This is a genomic window from Halomonas citrativorans, assembly GCF_900163645.1.
GTDB classification, from domain to species: domain Bacteria; phylum Pseudomonadota; class Gammaproteobacteria; order Pseudomonadales; family Halomonadaceae; genus Vreelandella; species Vreelandella citrativorans.
In genome coordinates this window covers 16,412-32,123 of record NZ_FUKM01000063.1, presented here as the reverse complement: position 1 = coordinate 32,123, position 15,712 = coordinate 16,412, and the positions used below count along the sequence as shown (strand labels likewise).

The following is a 15,712-nucleotide window of genomic DNA, read 5'->3' as shown; positions in this document are numbered from 1 at the left end:
GTTTTCCTAAACAATCACGGGGTTTGTCATTAGCGTATCAGTATAAGACCACCAGGATGACAACCGTAAGGCGTGTGCACAAGTTATTCGCGTAAATCGACCGTAATTTCGAGCGAACACTCTTCGCAGTTATTACCTTCGCCACCGCGATCCACCACTAAAAACTCGCCTTCACGCTCAAGCACCGACTGTATTGCATGCCAAGTGCCCGCTCGGTAGTTAACTCCCTGGCGGCCGTCGGTAACAAACGCACGCACTGCCTTTGGATCAATCGTCTCGCCTAGCGGTGCGACCACCACAATAAAACGCTCCTGATGCAGCGGCATAAATGCCTGGCTGCCCAGAGGGTGGCGCTCTAAAAAGGTTAATTCAAGCGGTAAGGAAACGGGCTGACTCACAAACAGATTGATCAGCGTGTGGGCGTTTTCACCTAGGGTCTGCACCTTCGCCAGGTCGTGATGGCGCTGGGTACGCCCGGCGTTAATGGCAAACGAGGGTGACTCGCGCGCGTCGATGACCTCGCCAAAAGGCGCGAAGGCCTCACTCGTCAACGGCTCGGCGGTGAGTGTCAGCATGCTGGCCTCCTCATGGCTTTCTCCTTTACTTCAGCGAAAGAGCTTGAGCTTTGCGTGGCGATTGACGTCCTTGTAAAGCAGGTAGCGAAACGGCCCCGGACCGCCGGCATAGCAAGCCTGAGGGCAGAAAGCGCGCAACCACATGAAATCCCCCGCTTCCACTTCCACCCACTGCTGGTTCAGGTGATACACCGCCTTGCCTTCCAGCACGTAAAGGCCATGCTCCATGACGTGGGTTTCATCAAACGGAATCACGCCGCCGGGCTGGAAGTTGACGATGGTGACGTGCATGTCGTGGCGCACATCGTTAGGGTCGACGAAATGAGTGGTCGACCAGCGCCCTTCCGTGCCAGGCATCTCACTGGGCGTGATCGCCTGCTCGTTGGTGACGAAGGCTTCCGGTACATCAAGGCCATCCACGTACTCAAAGGCCTTGCGAATCCAGTGAAAGCGAACGGGCTCGCGGGATTCATTGCGCACTCGCCACTCCACGCCCGGCGGAATAAACGCATAGCCGCCCGGCGCCAAGGCATGGCGCACGCCGTCCAGACTCAGCGACAGCTCGCCTTCGACCACGAACAGCACACCTTCGGCACCCTCCTCAGGCTCGGGCTTGTCGCTTCCGCCGCCGGGCTGCACTTCCATAATGTACTGAGAGAAGGTCTCGGCGAAGCCGGAGAGCGGCCGCGCCAGCACCCAAGCACGGGTGCCCTGCCAAAACGGCAGGTTGCTGGTGACGATATCGCGCATGACGCCTTTCGGGATTAGCGCGTAAGCTTCGGTAAAAACGGCCCGATCCGCCGTTATTTGGGTTTGCGGTGGATGCCCGCCTTGAGGGGCATAATAAACTGGGTTGCTCATTGAATGACCTTTTATGAGGTAACGGGCGGATGGTGTTTCGCCCAGTGACGGGCGATATCGACGCGTCGGGCGACCCATACGCGATCATGGGTCTCTATATAGTCCAAAAAGCGCTGTAGGGCGCGGAAACGTCCCGGGCGCCCCAACAAGCGGCAGTGCATACCGATAGAGAGCATCTTGGGCGCTTCTTCACCCTCTTCATACAGCACATCAAAGGCATCGCGTAGGTAAGTAAAGAAGTGATCCGCCGTATTGAAGCCCTGCGGCGCAGCAAAGCGCATATCGTTGGTGTCCAGCGTATAGGGCACAATCAGATGAGAGTGATCACTCCCTTGGCTGTCGGTAACGGTCGTCCAGAAGGGCAGATCGTCGCCGTAATAGTCACTATCGTAAAGAAAACCGCCTTCATCCAGAATCAGCTTACGGGTATTGGGGCTATCGCGCCCGGTGTACCACCCCGTTGGCTTCTCTCCGTATAAGCGCTGAAATATCTCCACGGCTTTTTGCAGGTGTTCACGCTCAATGTGTTCGGCTACTTCCTGGTAGTGAATCCAGCGGTAGCCGTGGCACGCGACCTCATGCCCCAACTCTTTGAATGCCTGGGCGACATCAGGGTTTCGCTCTAGCGCCATCGCCACACCGAATACCGTTAAAGGCAGCCCCCGCCGCTCAAATTCGCGAAGGATCCGCCACACGCCTGCCCGAGAGCCGTACTCGTATATCGACTCCATGCTCAAGTGGCGGTCGGCGTAACTGGCCGCGCCGATAATCTCGGATAAAAACTGCTCAGAGCCATTATCTCCGTGCAGCACGCAGTTCTCCCCACCCTCTTCATAGTTGAGGACGAACTGCACGGCGATTTTGGCCTTGCCTGGCCAGTTGGCATGCGGCGGTGTGCGCCCATAGCCCTTTAAGTCACGCGGATAGCAGAGGTCAGTGGTTAGCGTCATCAGCGGGCCCTTCGGTTATCACCAAGCGTATAAATTTAATTAATTGATCAGTCTTGTATACAAAATAAACACATTAATAGTCCACGGCAATATGCCCAGGAATGACTGACCAACACATCACACCTCTTGTAACTTAAAAAACTCTAAGCCTGAGTGCGTATTCGAATCTATTAGCCTTTTTAATGAGAGTAAAGACCTTGCTCTTGGCGATAAAGCCCCCTATTTTTGTATACAAAATACCTCGAATTGTTTACCTATAGGATCGCGTGCTGTGCACATACATATTATTAACCCCAATACGACGGCATCCATGACCCAAGCCATTGGGCAGGCTGCTGAGCTTTACGCCTCTCCGGGGACCCACATAAGCGCGTCTCAACCTGAATCAGGTCCGGTTTCCATTGAAAGCCATTTTGATGAAGTTGTAAGCGCGGTAGGCGTGGCCGAAGAGGTGCTTAAAGGTGAGCAACAAGGCGGTATTGATGCCTATATTGTGGCCTGCTTTGGCGACCCTGGTCTGCTTGCCGCGCGTGAGTTAACCCGTGCCCCGGTGATTGGCATTGCAGAGGCAGCCTTCCATTTAGCCACGCTAATCAGCACGCGCTTCTCCATTGTTACCACCCTGGGGCGTACCGGCATTATTGCCGAGCACCTGCTTGAGCAGTACGGCTTTCGCCACCACTGCCGACGCATTCGCGCCGCTGAAATTCCGGTACTAGACCTTGAGCACCACCCCGATGCGGCGTTTACCCGAATTGTCGAGGAGTGCTGCCGTGCTAGGGATGAAGATGATATCGGCGCCATTGTGCTGGGCTGTGGCGGCATGGCGAACCTCACCCAACAGATTAGCCGCGAAGTGGGCATACCCGTCGTTGAAGGTGTAAGCGCAGCCTTGAAGCTTGCAGAATCCCTGGTCGGCTTGGGACTGCATACCAGCAAACATGGCGACCTTGCTTACCCACGACCCAAGCCTTTTACCGGTAAGTTTGCAGCCCTATCAAACCTTCAATTGCCGCTTAAATAGCACGGACATCAGAAGGTCAGAAATTCGTTAAGCAGTGCATTCGTAAAAGAACCAGAACGTCCAGTAGTACGCCATGCCGCAAGCATCTTTCAGGCTAAAACCTGAGAAACCAACAATACTCATAATCTTGCGAGGACGACATCATGAGCATTTCAAATGCTGCTCTTGCGTCAGAAGACTCTTCTACAGCGCGCACCAAAGCCCTCGGGGAGGAAAGCTTGGCCCCCCAGGGTACCCGAATTATGGGGCGAGGCTCCTACTTTCTGGCCTGGTTTGGTGGCTGCGTTTCCATCGGTACCTTTGCCATGGGCTCAAGCGTTGTAGGTACGTTAAACCTGCTACAGGCAACGCTTGCCATCGCCATCGGGTGCTTTGTCATCGGCATTGCGCTGGCGATTAACGGTGCGGCGGGCTACAAATACGGCATTCCGTTTATGGTGCAGGCGCGCAGTGCATTTGGGTTTACCGGTACGCGTATTCCCGGTCTGGTTCGCGCGTTGCCTGCCGTGGTGTGGTACGGCTTTCAAAGCTGGATTGGCGCAGGGGCACTCAACATGGTGTCAGCGACCCTATTCGGCTTTGATAACCTGGTGTTTTACTTTATTACCTTCCAATTCCTGCAAATCGGCCTTTCGGTGATGGGCTTTCAAGGCATCAAGTGGCTGGAAAATATCGGCAGCGCGTTTATTTTGGCATCGCTGATGTACATGTTTTACGCCACGGTGCAGCGCTATGGCGATGAATTATCCGCCAGCCTGTTCACCATGGAAGGCTCTTGGGGTATGCCATTCTGGGGCGCCACCATGCTCTTTTTAGGCATCTACAGCACCATGATGCTTAACGTCAGCGACTACTCACGTGAACATAAAAAAGGCACGGCCCAGAGCCTGCTTACCACCATTTACGCCATGTCAATTCTACCCTGCACGCTGTTTATGGGCCTGATCGGCTACATGGTGTCGGAAGCCACAGGCACCGCAGACCCCATTCAGGTGTTTGCCAATGCAGTGGATAACACGCCGCTACTAATGACCACTCTGCTGTTTATCGCCTTTGCCCAGGTCACGACCAATGTACTGAACAACGTGGTGCCGCCTACCTATGTACTAATGGACATCTTCAAGATCAAGTTCCCGGTCGCGACCGTCATTGTCGGCCTATTAGCGTTTGCCACCTTCCCCTGGAAGCTGGTTCAACCTGGCTCGGCCGCCGGTTTACAGCTGTTTGTCCAAACCTACTCGGCCTTTCTTGGCCCTATCTTTGCCATCCTGGTGGTGGATTACTACATCATCCGCCGCCGCACGCTGGATATCAGCAAGCTCTACGATCCCACCGGCCCTTATCAAGGCGTCAATAAAGCGGCTCTCGTTGCGACCGCGGTGGGCATCCTGGCAGCTCTCTCTTTCTCTGCGGTCTCCTGGTACGCCAGCTTAATTCCCGCCGGCCTTACCTATTACCTACTGATGAAACACTGGCCCGCCTGCCAGCGTTTTACACGCTAACCCTTCCCAACCGGCGGCTGCACACGTGTAGCCGTGCTGACGATTAATGCAGAGAGAGCCTGCCATGCATGAGCAACCGCCTAACAGCGATCTTGATATCAAGCAGTTCGATCCCTCGCTTTATAATGAAGACTTGGCCCCCTTAAAGCCCCAGGCACGTACCTGGGGTGCATTTGAAATCTTTAACGTGTGGTCCAACGATATCCAAAGCCTGTTTGGTTATACCCTCGCGGCATCGCTGTTCCTCACCTATGGCTTGAACGGCTGGGCAGTGATGGCAGCGATTATCCTAGCCGGTGTTATTGTGATGTACTTGGTGAACCTCACGGGTAAACCAAGCGTTAAATACGGCATCCCTTTCCCAGTGATGGTGCGCGCCAGCATGGGTGTGCGCGGTGCCAACCTGCCTGCCATGCTACGCGCGATTGTGGGTATCTTTTGGTACGGCGTGCAGACCTATTTCGCATCAACGGCAGTCGCCCTGCTGATTACCGCCTTTATTGGTGCGGGCAGTGGCATGACCTTCCTTGGGCTTTCTGGCGTCGCATGGGTGTCTTTTGTCATCGTGTGGCTTTTTCAAATCGCGATCTTCTGGCAAGGCATCGAACGGATTAAGCACTTTTTAAACCTGGCAGGCCCGCTGGTGTACGTGGTTATGGTCGTGCTGATGGGGATTGTCTGGTACCAGGCAGGAGACGAGTTGCTGCCCGCCATTGGAACCATCTTTAGCGGAAGCGGTGAGCAAAACATGGGCGCCGTAGGCGCGTTTCTTGCCATTGTAGGCACCATGGTGGCCTACTTTGCGGCCGTGGTGATCAACTTTGGCGACTTTACCCGCTTTGTAAAAACTGAGCGGCAAATGAAGCTGGGCAACCTGCTTGGGTTACCGCTTAACGTGGCGTTTTTCTCGTTTATCGCGCTTATTATTACTGCCGGTACGCTGGTACTGTTTGGCGAGGCGCTCACCAACCCCGCCGACATTGTTGAGCGCGTTGATTCATTACCGCTGACCATCATCGCCGCCCTCACCTTCTTTGCCGCTACCGTGGGCATTAACCTGGTCGCCAACTTTATTCCGCCCGCTTATGACCTGGCCAACCTCTTTCCCAGCAAAATCAGCTTTAAGGTGGGTGGCTTGATTACCGCCGTTATCGCCTTCTTTGTCGGCGCCTTCTGGATATCGTTTATCAGCCAGATCGGCATTCCCGGTTTCGTAAATGCGCTAGGCGCCATCGTCGCCCCGTTCTACGGCATTATCGTGGTGGACTATTACCTGATTAAACGCCAACAGCTGGATATTCAGGCGCTGTTCTCATCGAAACCAGGCAGCACCTACTACTACACCAACGGCTGGAATACGCGTGCGCTGATTGCGTTCGGTGGTGCAGCGCTTTTCTCACTCTCTACGGTGTTAGTCCCCGCCCTTTCAAGCTTGGGCGGCTACGGTTGGCTCATTGGTGCAGGATTAGGAGGCGCGTTCTACTTTGGCTTGATGCGACAGTTTAAGGCAGCACCCACCTTTACCCAGCAGAAGGCAAGTTGAGATGAGTGAGTTTTAACGGATACTTCAGGAACTGGTGATTTAAAAACTGATGATTTAAAACTGACAGTTTAGGCAACTTGAAAGCGCCATTAGCTTCGTGCCGATGGCGCTTTTTAGGGTGAAAGCGGCTACGAAAACGTCGGCGCCTAATGGTTTTTATCAAGCGTTAAATGGTTGTCTATTTCCTTTATCCTGTCTTCCGTGTGGTGATTGACGTACAGCACCGTGGTTTCCTTGCCTTCACAGATTTTCTCGATGAGCGCGAGAACGAGCTGGCGGTTCATGTCGTCAAGACCCAGGCAGGGCTCGTCGAGTATCAGAAGCGGTGGGTGCTTCACCATGGCACGGGCAATCAGTAGCAACCGCTGGTCGCCGTAGGAAAGCTTATTGAACGGCTGATCGGCACGCGTTTTCATACCCAATAAATCAAGCCATTGGTCGGCAATCTTTTGCTGATTATCGGTAGATTTTGTGTAAACGCCGATACTATCAAAAAAGCCCGAGATGATGACGTTCCTGCAGCTAGTGCTGACACGATACTCCCATTGCAGGGCCGTGGAGACATAGCCAATAAACTGCTTGATCTGCCAGATACTTTCGCCGTTACCGCGCTGGAAGCCAAACACGAAAATATCGTTGGTATAGCATTGCGGGTGGTCTCCCGTGATCAAGGACAATACGCAGGTTTTACCGCTGCCGTTAGGACCACTCAGTTGCCAGTGTTGCCCGCGTTCGATCGTCCAGTCGAGCGAGTCCACAATGACGGTATCGCCGTATTTAATCGTCGCTTGCTTAAGCTTCACTAACGGCTGGTTGGGGTCGAGCGCGGGCAACTGATGGGCAGGGTCGGCCTCGGGCACGCTTAGGTCAGTCGTTTTCAAATGCAGCAGTTGGTAAAGCTCGTTGAAGGCGGCCTCATCCTGGCGGTCTACTGTGAACGCCAGTCGCCCACCTTCCCTACGCGCTCTATTGCCTTGCTTTTTATTCTCTTGCGCCGGGTCTGGCCGGTCCTTATCCAGGTAAGCCACGTGAGTGATGAAGTCCGGCATTTCGTCGAAGCGATTGAGCACCATCACCATGGGGACGCTTTCGATAATAGAGGCAAGATGGGCTTGCAGCATGGCGAGCGTGTCGACGTCCAGGCCATCGAACGGCTCATCTAGAATGAGCAGATCGGGCTTGTTAGCCAGCGCTCGGATCAGCATAACTTTGCGGGTTTCACCCGTGGAGAGTTTGCGAAAGGCGCGATCGAGGAGTGTTGTTAGGCCGAACTTTTCGACCAGCTCGTAAGCCAGTTCGGCATCCTCGCAGTGCTCGAAAATCATTTCACTGACCGGCGTGCCGAGCGACACGACATCCATGATGTCGGCATCGTCTTTTTTCAGCTCTTCGGCGATAAGCTCGGCCTGCACTTCAAAAGAGACCAGCCCGACGCGCTCGGGAAGCCCTTGAACAGTGCCCGCTTCAATCTTGCCAACGCCAGCCAGTGCCGCCGCCAGGGCCGACTTACCGGAACCGTTAGCGCCGGTGATGACCCAATGCTGGTGAGGTTCGATGGTCCAGTCAATCTCGCTTAGGGTGAAGCGATCATCAAAACTGATCGTCGCATTGTTTAGCTGAATGCTCGCCAAGCGGGTTGAAGGCTCCATGAACGTGTTCCTTACATTGGTAAAAAAATCAGGGTTCGGAAAGTCTTTATCTAGAGATAAAAAAGCCGAGCATATCGTGGTGGATATCTCGGCTTTCAATTGACTACCTAACGGTTAACCCGTGGGTTAAACGATCTTCTTCATATCGGCCATGTGGCCACGCAGCACGGCGCCAACAGCTTCCACCGGATGAGCGCGAAGCGCATCGTTGACGTCAATCAAACGTGCGTTATCGACACCGTTGTCGTCCAGATCAAGGCCTTTACCGATGACATCGGATTTAATGCCCTTCATGAAGTCTGCCAACAGCGGCACACAGGCGTGGTTGTACAGGTAGCAACCGTACTCCGCGGTATCAGAGATCGTCGCGTTCATTTCGTACAATTTCTTGCGCGCGATGGTGTTCGCGATGAGCGGCGTTTCGTGTAGCGACTCGTAGTAGGCAGACTCGGCGATAATGCCCGCTGCAGTCATGGTTTCGAACGCAAGCTCAACGCCCGCTTTCACCATGGCGACCATCAAGATGCCGTTGTCGAAGAATTCCTGCTCGGAAATTTCAACGTCGCTAGCAGGCGTTTTCTCGAAGTTGGTTTCGGCAGTGTCTGCACGCCATTTCAGAAGGTTAGCATCATCGTTCGCCCAGTCTTCCATCATCGTGCGGGAGAAGTGGCCGCTCATGATGTCGTCTTGATGCTTGTTGTACAGCGGACGCATGATGTCTTTCAGCTCTTCCGCCAGATCAAAGGCCTTGATTTTGGCCGGGTTGGAAAGACGGTCCAGCATGTTGGTCACGCCGCCGTACTTAAGCGCTTCGGTGATGTTTTCCCAGCCGTACTGAATCAGCTTGGAGGCGTAACCTGGCTCAATACCTTCTTCGATCATTTTATCAAAGCAGAGGATAGAACCGGTTTGCAGCATACCGCAAAGAATCGTCTGCTCGCCCATCAGGTCGGATTTAACTTCCGCGATGAAAGAGGACATCAACACGCCCGCTTTATGGCCGCCAGTGCCCACTGCGTAGGCTTTCGCCAGCGCAAGCCCTTCGCCTTTAGGATCATTGGCTTCGTGCACAGCGATCAAGGTAGGAACGCCGAAACCACGAACGTATTCAGCACGCACCTCAGAGCCCGGGCACTTGGGCGCCACCATGATGACGGTCAGGTCATCACGAACCTGCATGCCCTCTTCAACGATGTTGAAACCGTGGGAGTAGGACAGGCAAGCGCCTTCTTTCATAAGCGGCATAACAGCGTTCACTACCGCTGTGTGCTGCTTATCCGGCGTCAGGTTCAAAACGATATCTGCCGTGGGAATCAGCTCTTCATAGGTACCCACCACGAAACCGTTTTCAGAGGCGTTTTTCCAGGACTGACGCTTTTGCGCAATGGCTTCAGGACGCAGTGCGTAGGAAACGTCCAAGCCGCTGTCACGCAGGTTCAAGCCCTGGTTGAGACCTTGCGCGCCACAGCCAATCACTACCATTTTTTTGCCTTTCAGCGCGTCGACGCCATCAGCAAATTCTGAGCTGTACATGAAACGACATTTTGCAAGCTGAGCCAGCTGTTCGCGTAGCGGCAAGGTATTGAAATAGTTAGCCATCGTTTACATCCTGATTAAGTATCATCACGCTATCGATGCACGACACACCGACACGAAAAAAGTGACACAGCCGCTCAATACGGGATCCAGCGCTATGTAAGTGAATCCAATCTAACCAAAAACGACTATTTCTTAAATTGATATATTTGCAACAACACGTCCCTATTTTCACAAAACGCTATTATCATGGCGCTTATGAACTTTAAACTTTTAAAACAATTTCTCGCGCTGGCCGAAACGCTGCATTTCGGCCGTGCAAGCGACGAGTGCTACGTCAGCATTTCTGCGCTTTCGCGCAACATCCGCCACTTGGAAGACGAACTGGGCGTGTCGCTGTTTAACCGCGACAACCGGACCGTGGTGTTGACTCAGGAAGGGCAAAAATTCCTCACGTATGCCCGCGATGCCAGCAGCCAATGGAATTTGATCCGCCATGAGTTAACCGACAATCTTGACCAATTAAGCGGTGAAATCAGTTTGTATGGCTCGGTGACGGCAAGCTACAGCTTTTTGCACGAGCTGCTTCGCCGCTTTCGTATCGCCTACCCGGCCATTGAAATCAAGCTGCGCACAGGCGACCCGGAACACGCCATTGCGCACGTGCTGGATGGTAAAGAAGACCTTAGCATTGCAGCAAAGCCTGCCCATCTACCGCGGGGTCTGGCCTTTAAGCCCATCGCTACGTCGCCGTTGCTGTTTATTGCCCCGCTGGAACAGCAAGTGCCGAATGCGCCAACCGGGACACCGATCACACCGGCAGAATGGGCGAACACTCCCATGATTCTATCGGAAAGCGGCGTCTCCAGAGCGCGTGTAGATGAGTGGTTTCGCAAGCTGGACATCTCGCCACGTATTTATGCCCAGGTCACCGGTAATGAAGCCATTGTCAGCATGGTGAGCCTGGGCTTTGGCATTGGCGTGGTGCCTAAAATCGTCCTCGACAACAGCCCATTGGTGGGTCGCATTCGAGTACTCGACGTGGCGCCGGAACTAGCGCCCTACGATATTGGCTTGTTTACCCTGAAGAAGAACCTGAAAAACCCGCTGGTCGAAGCGTTCTGGAGCTTGATGTAAGCTCCACACGCGGCTTTAGCGATTAAGCTCGCCTCAGTCCCCAAATATCTGCTGTAGATCCGGGGCGCTCTCCTCTTCTTCGACCATGGAGAGCGAGGCTTCAATCGCTTTTAGGTGGCGGCTCATAAAGGCTTTGGCGCGCTCACCGTTGCCGGATTCCAGATAGCCGATCAGGTCATCATGGTCGTGGGATTCGCAGCCCAGGTGACCACGGTGGCCGTATACCGCAAGAATAAGCGATGAGCGCGAGCAGAGGCGTTCTACAAATTCGGCAAGCGTGGCATTGCCGGAAAGCTGGGCGAGGCGCACATGAAAATCCGCTGACAGGCGAATGGCGGTGCTCTGTTGACCACTGCGCAGTGCGTGACGCTCCTCGCGGGCCATCTCGCGCAGTTCAGCAGCTTCTTTTTCACCGATTCGCTTTGCCACATCGGGCATTAATCCGCACTCGACAAGCTGCCGGGCATCGAAAACATCCTTGGCTTCATCGGCGGTGGGTCGGGTAACACTGGCACCGCGGCGGGGCGTTAGGGTTACCAATTGCTCCAGCGCAAGACGCTGTAAAATCTTGCGTATGCCGGTACGGCTAATGCTAAACACGTCGGCAAGCGCATCTTCACGCAGCCTGGCACCGGGCTTTAGGCGCTGTTCAACAATCGCATCGCTTACCGCACGATATATAGCATCGTGACGTTCATCGCCCTCTTTTTCTGGAGCAACCCGCTTCGCGGTCGCCTGCGCATCACTCATGTGGCTCTCCTATCGCCTCCTTACGTTTGCATCGCGTCATGATATCGCGCTTGGCCTCGCTTGGGTGGGCGATATTACATGACGTTTGGCTAATGATGAGCAATAAAAAAAGCGCTGCGTCCAGAGGATCGCAGCGCTTTCATCGCCATGTGAATGGCTTAACAGGGATTTACTTTTTTGCCGACTCTGCTGACTTCTGAACGTTATCAGCCGCTTTCTGCGTGGCATTGCTCGCCTTCTGGGCATTTTCTTCGGCCATTTTGGCGCTGTCCTGCATAAAGCTCTGGCTGATAGAGGTTACTTTTTCAGAATCCCCTTTCACCCGCTCCATGAAGTCACTTGCAACGCGCTGCTGGCTTTCCATGGCTTTCTTAAAACCATCAGCATCTTTAACATCCAGCCAAGTGCGTGCTTGGGAAATGGTCATATCTGAGTAAGCGCGGGCAGCATCAAGTTGAGCACCCATCAGCTTTTCATAGTAATCAAGCGCTGCATGCGTGTAAGAACGCATAGGTGATACAAAGGCAGACTCGAACTGTTGGGTGTTATTCTCTGCAGTCTTCATCATCACGACATCTCCTTGAGTTAGCTAGCAGGCCGCCGCCCATTAGTCGTGGAGGCGCTGCTATTGCGTTGGCATTTGCCGCTGCTGAACGTAAACCTAGCAGTGCTTTTTGTGCAGCGCAACATGGTTTTTTATATTCCCGTGCGCTGCACGCCACGTACTGCTCTCAAGGCGCTTTTTAATCAGCAGTTTATTCGATTTTTAATTTAAATCACGAATCGTGATTGCCTGGCGCGCAATCCCATTATGAGCATCCAGCATACGCGTAAACCACTCAGAGACCGGATCATCGGATTCGGTCAACGGCTCAAGCGAGACGGTGTGGGTCCACATCATGCTTCCAAACAGTAAGTAATCGATACCGCTGGGTGTTTCGCCATCCAGAAAAGGGCTGCCATGTAACTGCTCACGTACCGGCGCCAGCACTTGGTAAAGCTGCTGCTTGCCCTGTTCGGGGTTATGCACTTCTTCCAGGCGTGCCCCAAAGCGCGCTTCGCGGGTTTTACGAAAGTAATCACGGTCATCGGGATGAATGGCGGCCAATAAATCCAGTGCAACGCTACGAAACAGGGAGGGCGTTACGCTGCGCTCGACATAGTATTTAAAAAACAGCGCGCGTTGGTATGCCGTTCCTTCACCCAATACAGGGGCGTCGGGATAGGCTTTATCCAGGTAGCGCATTATCTTAAAACTATCGGTAATGACCTGATCCCCATCACACAGCACCGGGACTTTATCATAGTCAGCGAATGCCAGCGCCTGCTTGTCCTCAAATCGCCAAGCGATGGTGTTATAGGCCAGCCCCTTATGAGCCAGCGCCATGCGCACGCGCCAGCAATAGGGAGAAAAACGCAGTCGTTCGTCACGGCCACACAGGTCATAGAGCGTACGTGTCATCTTTTTGCCCTTACCGTTAATGAAAAGAGGAAATTCAAAAATGGCGCATTCATCGCCATTGAGTTTAAAGCACTGTCTGGAGAAGTAGAGAGCCCCTGCACTCTCTTTTAGTCTAATGACGCTCTCTTCCAACAATGCTTGAAACTCCTTAATAACCACAATGAAACAATCACTTGATGATTACCCCGCAGCATTATGCTGCCCCTAAACAACGCGTTTTCTGACAAGATCAACGTTTCAATAGTGTTATTTCCTGTGCTGAGCCGTATCTTTCTCATTAGTACTTAAAACGATAGACAACGATTGCGGGATATCAATAAATAACAAGGCGTCTCTCCCATGAACGAAACAACACTTGCTCTTCTGGCTTTTTTGCCGTTACTGCTGGCAGGTATTTTACTCGTTGGTTTTAAAATACCGGCCAAAATAGCGATGCCGATTGTATTCCTCACCGCAGCCACCATTGGACTGACTGCCTGGGATATGTCATTTAGCCGCGTGGCCGCCTCGACTATCCAAGGCCTTATACAAACAGCAGGCCTGCTGTGGATTATTTTTGGCGCCATTTTGCTGCTCAATACCTTGAAGCATTCAGGGGGCATTACCGCTATTCGCAATGGTTTTTCAGGCATCAGTCCGGACCGTCGCGTTCAGGCACTGATCGTTGCCTGGCTGTTTGGTTGCTTTATTGAAGGCGCTTCTGGCTTCGGCACTCCCGCTGCCGTGGCCGCACCGCTAATGGTTGCCTTGGGCTTCCCGGCACTTGCCGCTGTCGTGGTGGGCATGATGATCCAATCTACCCCGGTGTCGTTCGGCGCCGTGGGCACGCCTATTATCGTGGGCGTGGGCAGCGGGCTGGACCGCGCGGGCATAACGGCACAATTGGAAGCGGATGGCTCCACTTGGGGCACATTTTTCCAACTGATCACCAGCGAAGTGGCTATTACGCATGGCATCATCGGCATCTGCATGCCGCTGATTTTGGTACTGGTGATGGTGCGTTTCTTCGGCGCCAACCGCTCCTGGAAAGAGGGGCTTTCGATTGTACCGTTTGCCCTTTTCACCGGCATTTCGTTTGTGATTCCTTATATGCTGGTGGGCGTTTTCCTGGGCCCGGAATTTCCCTCCATGATTGGTGCCATGGTCGGCTTGGCAATTGTTGTACCGGCAGCGCGTAAAGGCTTTTTGCTTCCCAAAGATACCTGGGACTTTCCGGAATCAACCTCTTGGCCGGATGAGTGGATTGGCAACCTGCAAATCAAGCTTGAAGATGTCGCCGGAAAGGCCCCGATGTCTACTTTTATGGGTTGGGTTCCCTATGTATTGCTGGCGCTGTTCCTGGTAGCTTCACGAACCATTGAACCGCTGCGGGTGGCACTCACTTCTATCAGCTTGGACTGGAACAATATTCTAGGCGAGACGGGCGTTAGTGGTGGTGTACAGCCACTTTATCTACCGGGTGGGATTATTATGGCGGTGGTGATCGTTACCTACTTCCTGCACAGGATGAACCCGAGCAAAATAAGCGCGGCGGTATCAGAGTCAACCAAAACGATATTGGGCGCGGGCTTTGTATTGATTTTCACCGTACCCATGGTACGTATTTTGATCAATTCAGGGGTTAATGGGGCGGATCTGGTGTCAATGCCGGTAATGATGGCGCAGGCAGTTGCTCATGGCATGGGCAACATTTATCCCTTCTTCGCCCCCACAGTGGGCGCCATGGGTGCCTTTATTGCAGGTTCCAATACGGTTTCTAACCTGATGCTGGCAGAGTTTCAATTTAACGTCGCCCAAACGCTGGGCGTTTCAACCGCCATGATGGTGGCCCTGCAGGCAGTCGGTGCCGCTGCGGGTAACATGATTGCGATTCACAACGTTGTGGCGGCTTCTGCGACCGTTGGCCTGCTGGGCCGTGAAGGTACGACCATTCGTAAAACCATTATTCCCACCATCTACTATCTTGTCTTCGCGGGTATTATTGCGATGGTAGCGTTCTATGTGCTTGGCGTTACGGACCCACTTATGTAGAACATCTGATTAGCTTCACTATTTACGACACCCCAAGCCTGCCTTGGGGTATCGTGCTTTAAAGAAAAGTACGCGAAAGGAAAGTCGTTAAAAAGCCGCGTATTCGTTGATGTGATAGTTGATGTGATCGCTAATGTAATAGTTGATGTGCTAATCGATGCGTTTTAGCGAGGTTGCATGCTGCTGGCCGCGTATGACATAGCTTTGCGCGTTTAGCTTAAGCCCTTCTATGGCATCAGGAGAAAGCGTGCGTACTACCCGCGCAGGTGAGCCCACAATCAGCGAGTTGGGCGGAAATACAGCGCCCTCTTTAATAAATGCCCCCGCACCTACCAGGCTATTTTCACCGATCACAGCGCCGTTAAGCACCACGGCTTGAATACCGATCAAACAGCCATCGCCTACGGTACAACCATGCAGCATGGCTTGGTGGCCAACCGTGACACCGCGCCCCACTTTGAGCGGATACCCTGGGTCGGCATGCAGTACGGCGCTATCCTGAATATTGCTCTCTTCGCCTATTTCCAAAAGATCGCTGTCTCCGCGCAACACCGCTTGATACCAGACGCTGGAGCGCGCTTTTAAGGTTACCTGCCCTATCACGTCTGCGGTTTCAGCAACGTACACGTCGTCATGAATATCAGGCTGATGCTCACCGAACTGGTAAATAGCCACACCGCTCTCCTTTGATT

The 15,712-nt window shown here is 53.4% G+C and carries 14 protein-coding genes; 5 read left to right on the top strand and 9 right to left on the bottom strand.

The window, feature by feature from the left end:
* Nucleotides 1–83: 83 nt before the first annotated feature.
* From CZ787_RS18215 to puuE, 3 genes are read right to left on the bottom strand one after another with little or no spacing between them, the layout of a single operon-like run.
* Nucleotides 84–575 carry an ureidoglycolate lyase gene (locus CZ787_RS18215; protein ID WP_087111910.1) on the bottom strand — a complete coding sequence of 164 codons (492 nt, stop codon included), beginning with the start codon at nucleotides 573–575 and terminating at the stop codon, nucleotides 84–86.
* A gap of 30 nt (nucleotides 576–605) precedes the next feature.
* Nucleotides 606–1,436 (bottom strand): bifunctional allantoicase/(S)-ureidoglycine aminohydrolase, encoded by an 831-nt coding sequence (locus tag CZ787_RS18210; RefSeq protein ID WP_087111908.1) that lies wholly within the window; start codon nucleotides 1,434–1,436, stop codon nucleotides 606–608.
* Between the two features lie 11 nt (nucleotides 1,437–1,447).
* Nucleotides 1,448–2,386 (bottom strand): allantoinase PuuE, encoded by a 939-nt coding sequence (gene puuE / locus CZ787_RS18205; protein WP_087111907.1) that lies wholly within the window; start codon nucleotides 2,384–2,386, stop codon nucleotides 1,448–1,450.
* Between the two features lie 271 nt (nucleotides 2,387–2,657).
* Here puuE and CZ787_RS18200 point away from each other — a divergent pair, with 271 nt between their 5' ends.
* The 3 genes from CZ787_RS18200 (at nucleotide 2,658) to CZ787_RS18190 (ending at nucleotide 6,455) form a co-directional block, all read left to right on the top strand.
* A complete protein-coding gene (locus CZ787_RS18200; RefSeq protein ID WP_087111905.1) occupies nucleotides 2,658–3,410 on the top strand; it encodes an aspartate/glutamate racemase family protein in 753 nt (250 codons plus the stop codon).
* Between the two features lie 143 nt (nucleotides 3,411–3,553).
* Nucleotides 3,554–4,912, top strand: a complete 1,359-nt coding sequence (locus CZ787_RS18195; RefSeq protein WP_087111903.1) for an NCS1 family transporter — start codon at nucleotides 3,554–3,556, stop codon at nucleotides 4,910–4,912.
* A gap of 64 nt (nucleotides 4,913–4,976) precedes the next feature.
* Nucleotides 4,977–6,455 (top strand): NCS1 family nucleobase:cation symporter-1, encoded by a 1,479-nt coding sequence (locus CZ787_RS18190; protein ID WP_087111901.1) that lies wholly within the window; start codon nucleotides 4,977–4,979, stop codon nucleotides 6,453–6,455.
* 146 nt (nucleotides 6,456–6,601) lie between these two features.
* Here CZ787_RS18190 and modF read toward each other — a convergent pair whose 3' ends face one another.
* Both modF and ilvC read right to left on the bottom strand, forming a co-directional pair.
* The gene (modF, locus tag CZ787_RS18185; protein WP_087111899.1) at nucleotides 6,602–8,104 is read right to left on the bottom strand and encodes a molybdate ABC transporter ATP-binding protein ModF; all 1,503 of its coding nucleotides are present in this window, start codon (nucleotides 8,102–8,104) and stop codon (nucleotides 6,602–6,604) included.
* Nucleotides 8,105–8,230: 126 nt separating this feature from the next.
* The gene (gene ilvC, locus CZ787_RS18180; RefSeq protein WP_087111897.1) at nucleotides 8,231–9,703 is read right to left on the bottom strand and encodes a ketol-acid reductoisomerase; all 1,473 of its coding nucleotides are present in this window, start codon (nucleotides 9,701–9,703) and stop codon (nucleotides 8,231–8,233) included.
* 195 nt (nucleotides 9,704–9,898) lie between these two features.
* Between ilvC and ilvY the strand changes: the two genes are divergently transcribed.
* Nucleotides 9,899–10,777 (top strand): HTH-type transcriptional activator IlvY, encoded by an 879-nt coding sequence (ilvY, locus tag CZ787_RS18175; RefSeq protein WP_087112062.1) that lies wholly within the window; start codon nucleotides 9,899–9,901, stop codon nucleotides 10,775–10,777.
* 33 nt (nucleotides 10,778–10,810) lie between these two features.
* Here the strand turns inward: ilvY and CZ787_RS18170 are convergent, their stop codons facing one another.
* From CZ787_RS18170 to CZ787_RS18160, 3 genes are all read right to left on the bottom strand, one after another.
* Nucleotides 10,811–11,527 (bottom strand): GntR family transcriptional regulator, encoded by a 717-nt coding sequence (locus tag CZ787_RS18170; protein WP_087111895.1) that lies wholly within the window; start codon nucleotides 11,525–11,527, stop codon nucleotides 10,811–10,813.
* A 169-nt stretch (nucleotides 11,528–11,696) separates the two neighbouring features.
* A complete protein-coding gene (locus CZ787_RS18165; protein ID WP_087111893.1) occupies nucleotides 11,697–12,095 on the bottom strand; it encodes a phasin family protein in 399 nt (132 codons plus the stop codon).
* 198 nt (nucleotides 12,096–12,293) lie between these two features.
* On the bottom strand, nucleotides 12,294–12,989 hold the full coding sequence (locus CZ787_RS18160) for a glutathione S-transferase family protein (RefSeq protein WP_087112060.1): 696 nt from the start codon (nucleotides 12,987–12,989) through the stop codon (nucleotides 12,294–12,296).
* 339 nt (nucleotides 12,990–13,328) lie between these two features.
* Between CZ787_RS18160 and CZ787_RS18155 the strand changes: the two genes are divergently transcribed.
* Nucleotides 13,329–15,020 carry an L-lactate permease gene (locus CZ787_RS18155; RefSeq protein WP_087111891.1) on the top strand — a complete coding sequence of 564 codons (1,692 nt, stop codon included), beginning with the start codon at nucleotides 13,329–13,331 and terminating at the stop codon, nucleotides 15,018–15,020.
* A 150-nt stretch (nucleotides 15,021–15,170) separates the two neighbouring features.
* On the opposite strand, the gene CZ787_RS18150 is transcribed toward CZ787_RS18155, so the two are convergent.
* Entirely contained in the window at nucleotides 15,171–15,695 is a 525-nt protein-coding gene (locus CZ787_RS18150; RefSeq protein ID WP_087111889.1) for a gamma carbonic anhydrase family protein, read from the bottom strand.
* Nucleotides 15,696–15,712 lie beyond the last annotated feature (17 nt).

Bases quoted from the DNA above. Each gene is read 5' to 3' on its own strand.
- CZ787_RS18215 (WP_087111910.1), bottom strand. From the start codon at position 575: ATGCTGACACTCACCGCCGAGCCGTTGACGAGTGAGGCCTTCGCGCCT.
- CZ787_RS18210 (WP_087111908.1), bottom strand. From the start codon at position 1,436: ATGAGCAACCCAGTTTATTATGCCCCTCAAGGCGGGCATCCACCGCAA.
- puuE (WP_087111907.1), bottom strand. From the start codon at position 2,386: ATGACGCTAACCACTGACCTCTGCTATCCGCGTGACTTAAAGGGCTAT.
- CZ787_RS18195 (WP_087111903.1), top strand. From the start codon at position 3,554: ATGAGCATTTCAAATGCTGCTCTTGCGTCAGAAGACTCTTCTACAGCG.
- CZ787_RS18190 (WP_087111901.1), top strand. From the start codon at position 4,977: ATGCATGAGCAACCGCCTAACAGCGATCTTGATATCAAGCAGTTCGAT.
- modF (WP_087111899.1), bottom strand. From the start codon at position 8,104: ATGGAGCCTTCAACCCGCTTGGCGAGCATTCAGCTAAACAATGCGACG.
- ilvC (WP_087111897.1), bottom strand. From the start codon at position 9,703: ATGGCTAACTATTTCAATACCTTGCCGCTACGCGAACAGCTGGCTCAG.
- ilvY (WP_087112062.1), top strand. From the start codon at position 9,899: ATGAACTTTAAACTTTTAAAACAATTTCTCGCGCTGGCCGAAACGCTG.
- CZ787_RS18170 (WP_087111895.1), bottom strand. From the start codon at position 11,527: ATGAGTGATGCGCAGGCGACCGCGAAGCGGGTTGCTCCAGAAAAAGAG.
- CZ787_RS18165 (WP_087111893.1), bottom strand. From the start codon at position 12,095: ATGATGAAGACTGCAGAGAATAACACCCAACAGTTCGAGTCTGCCTTT.
- CZ787_RS18160 (WP_087112060.1), bottom strand. From the start codon at position 12,989: ATGACACGTACGCTCTATGACCTGTGTGGCCGTGACGAACGACTGCGT.
- CZ787_RS18155 (WP_087111891.1), top strand. From the start codon at position 13,329: ATGAACGAAACAACACTTGCTCTTCTGGCTTTTTTGCCGTTACTGCTG.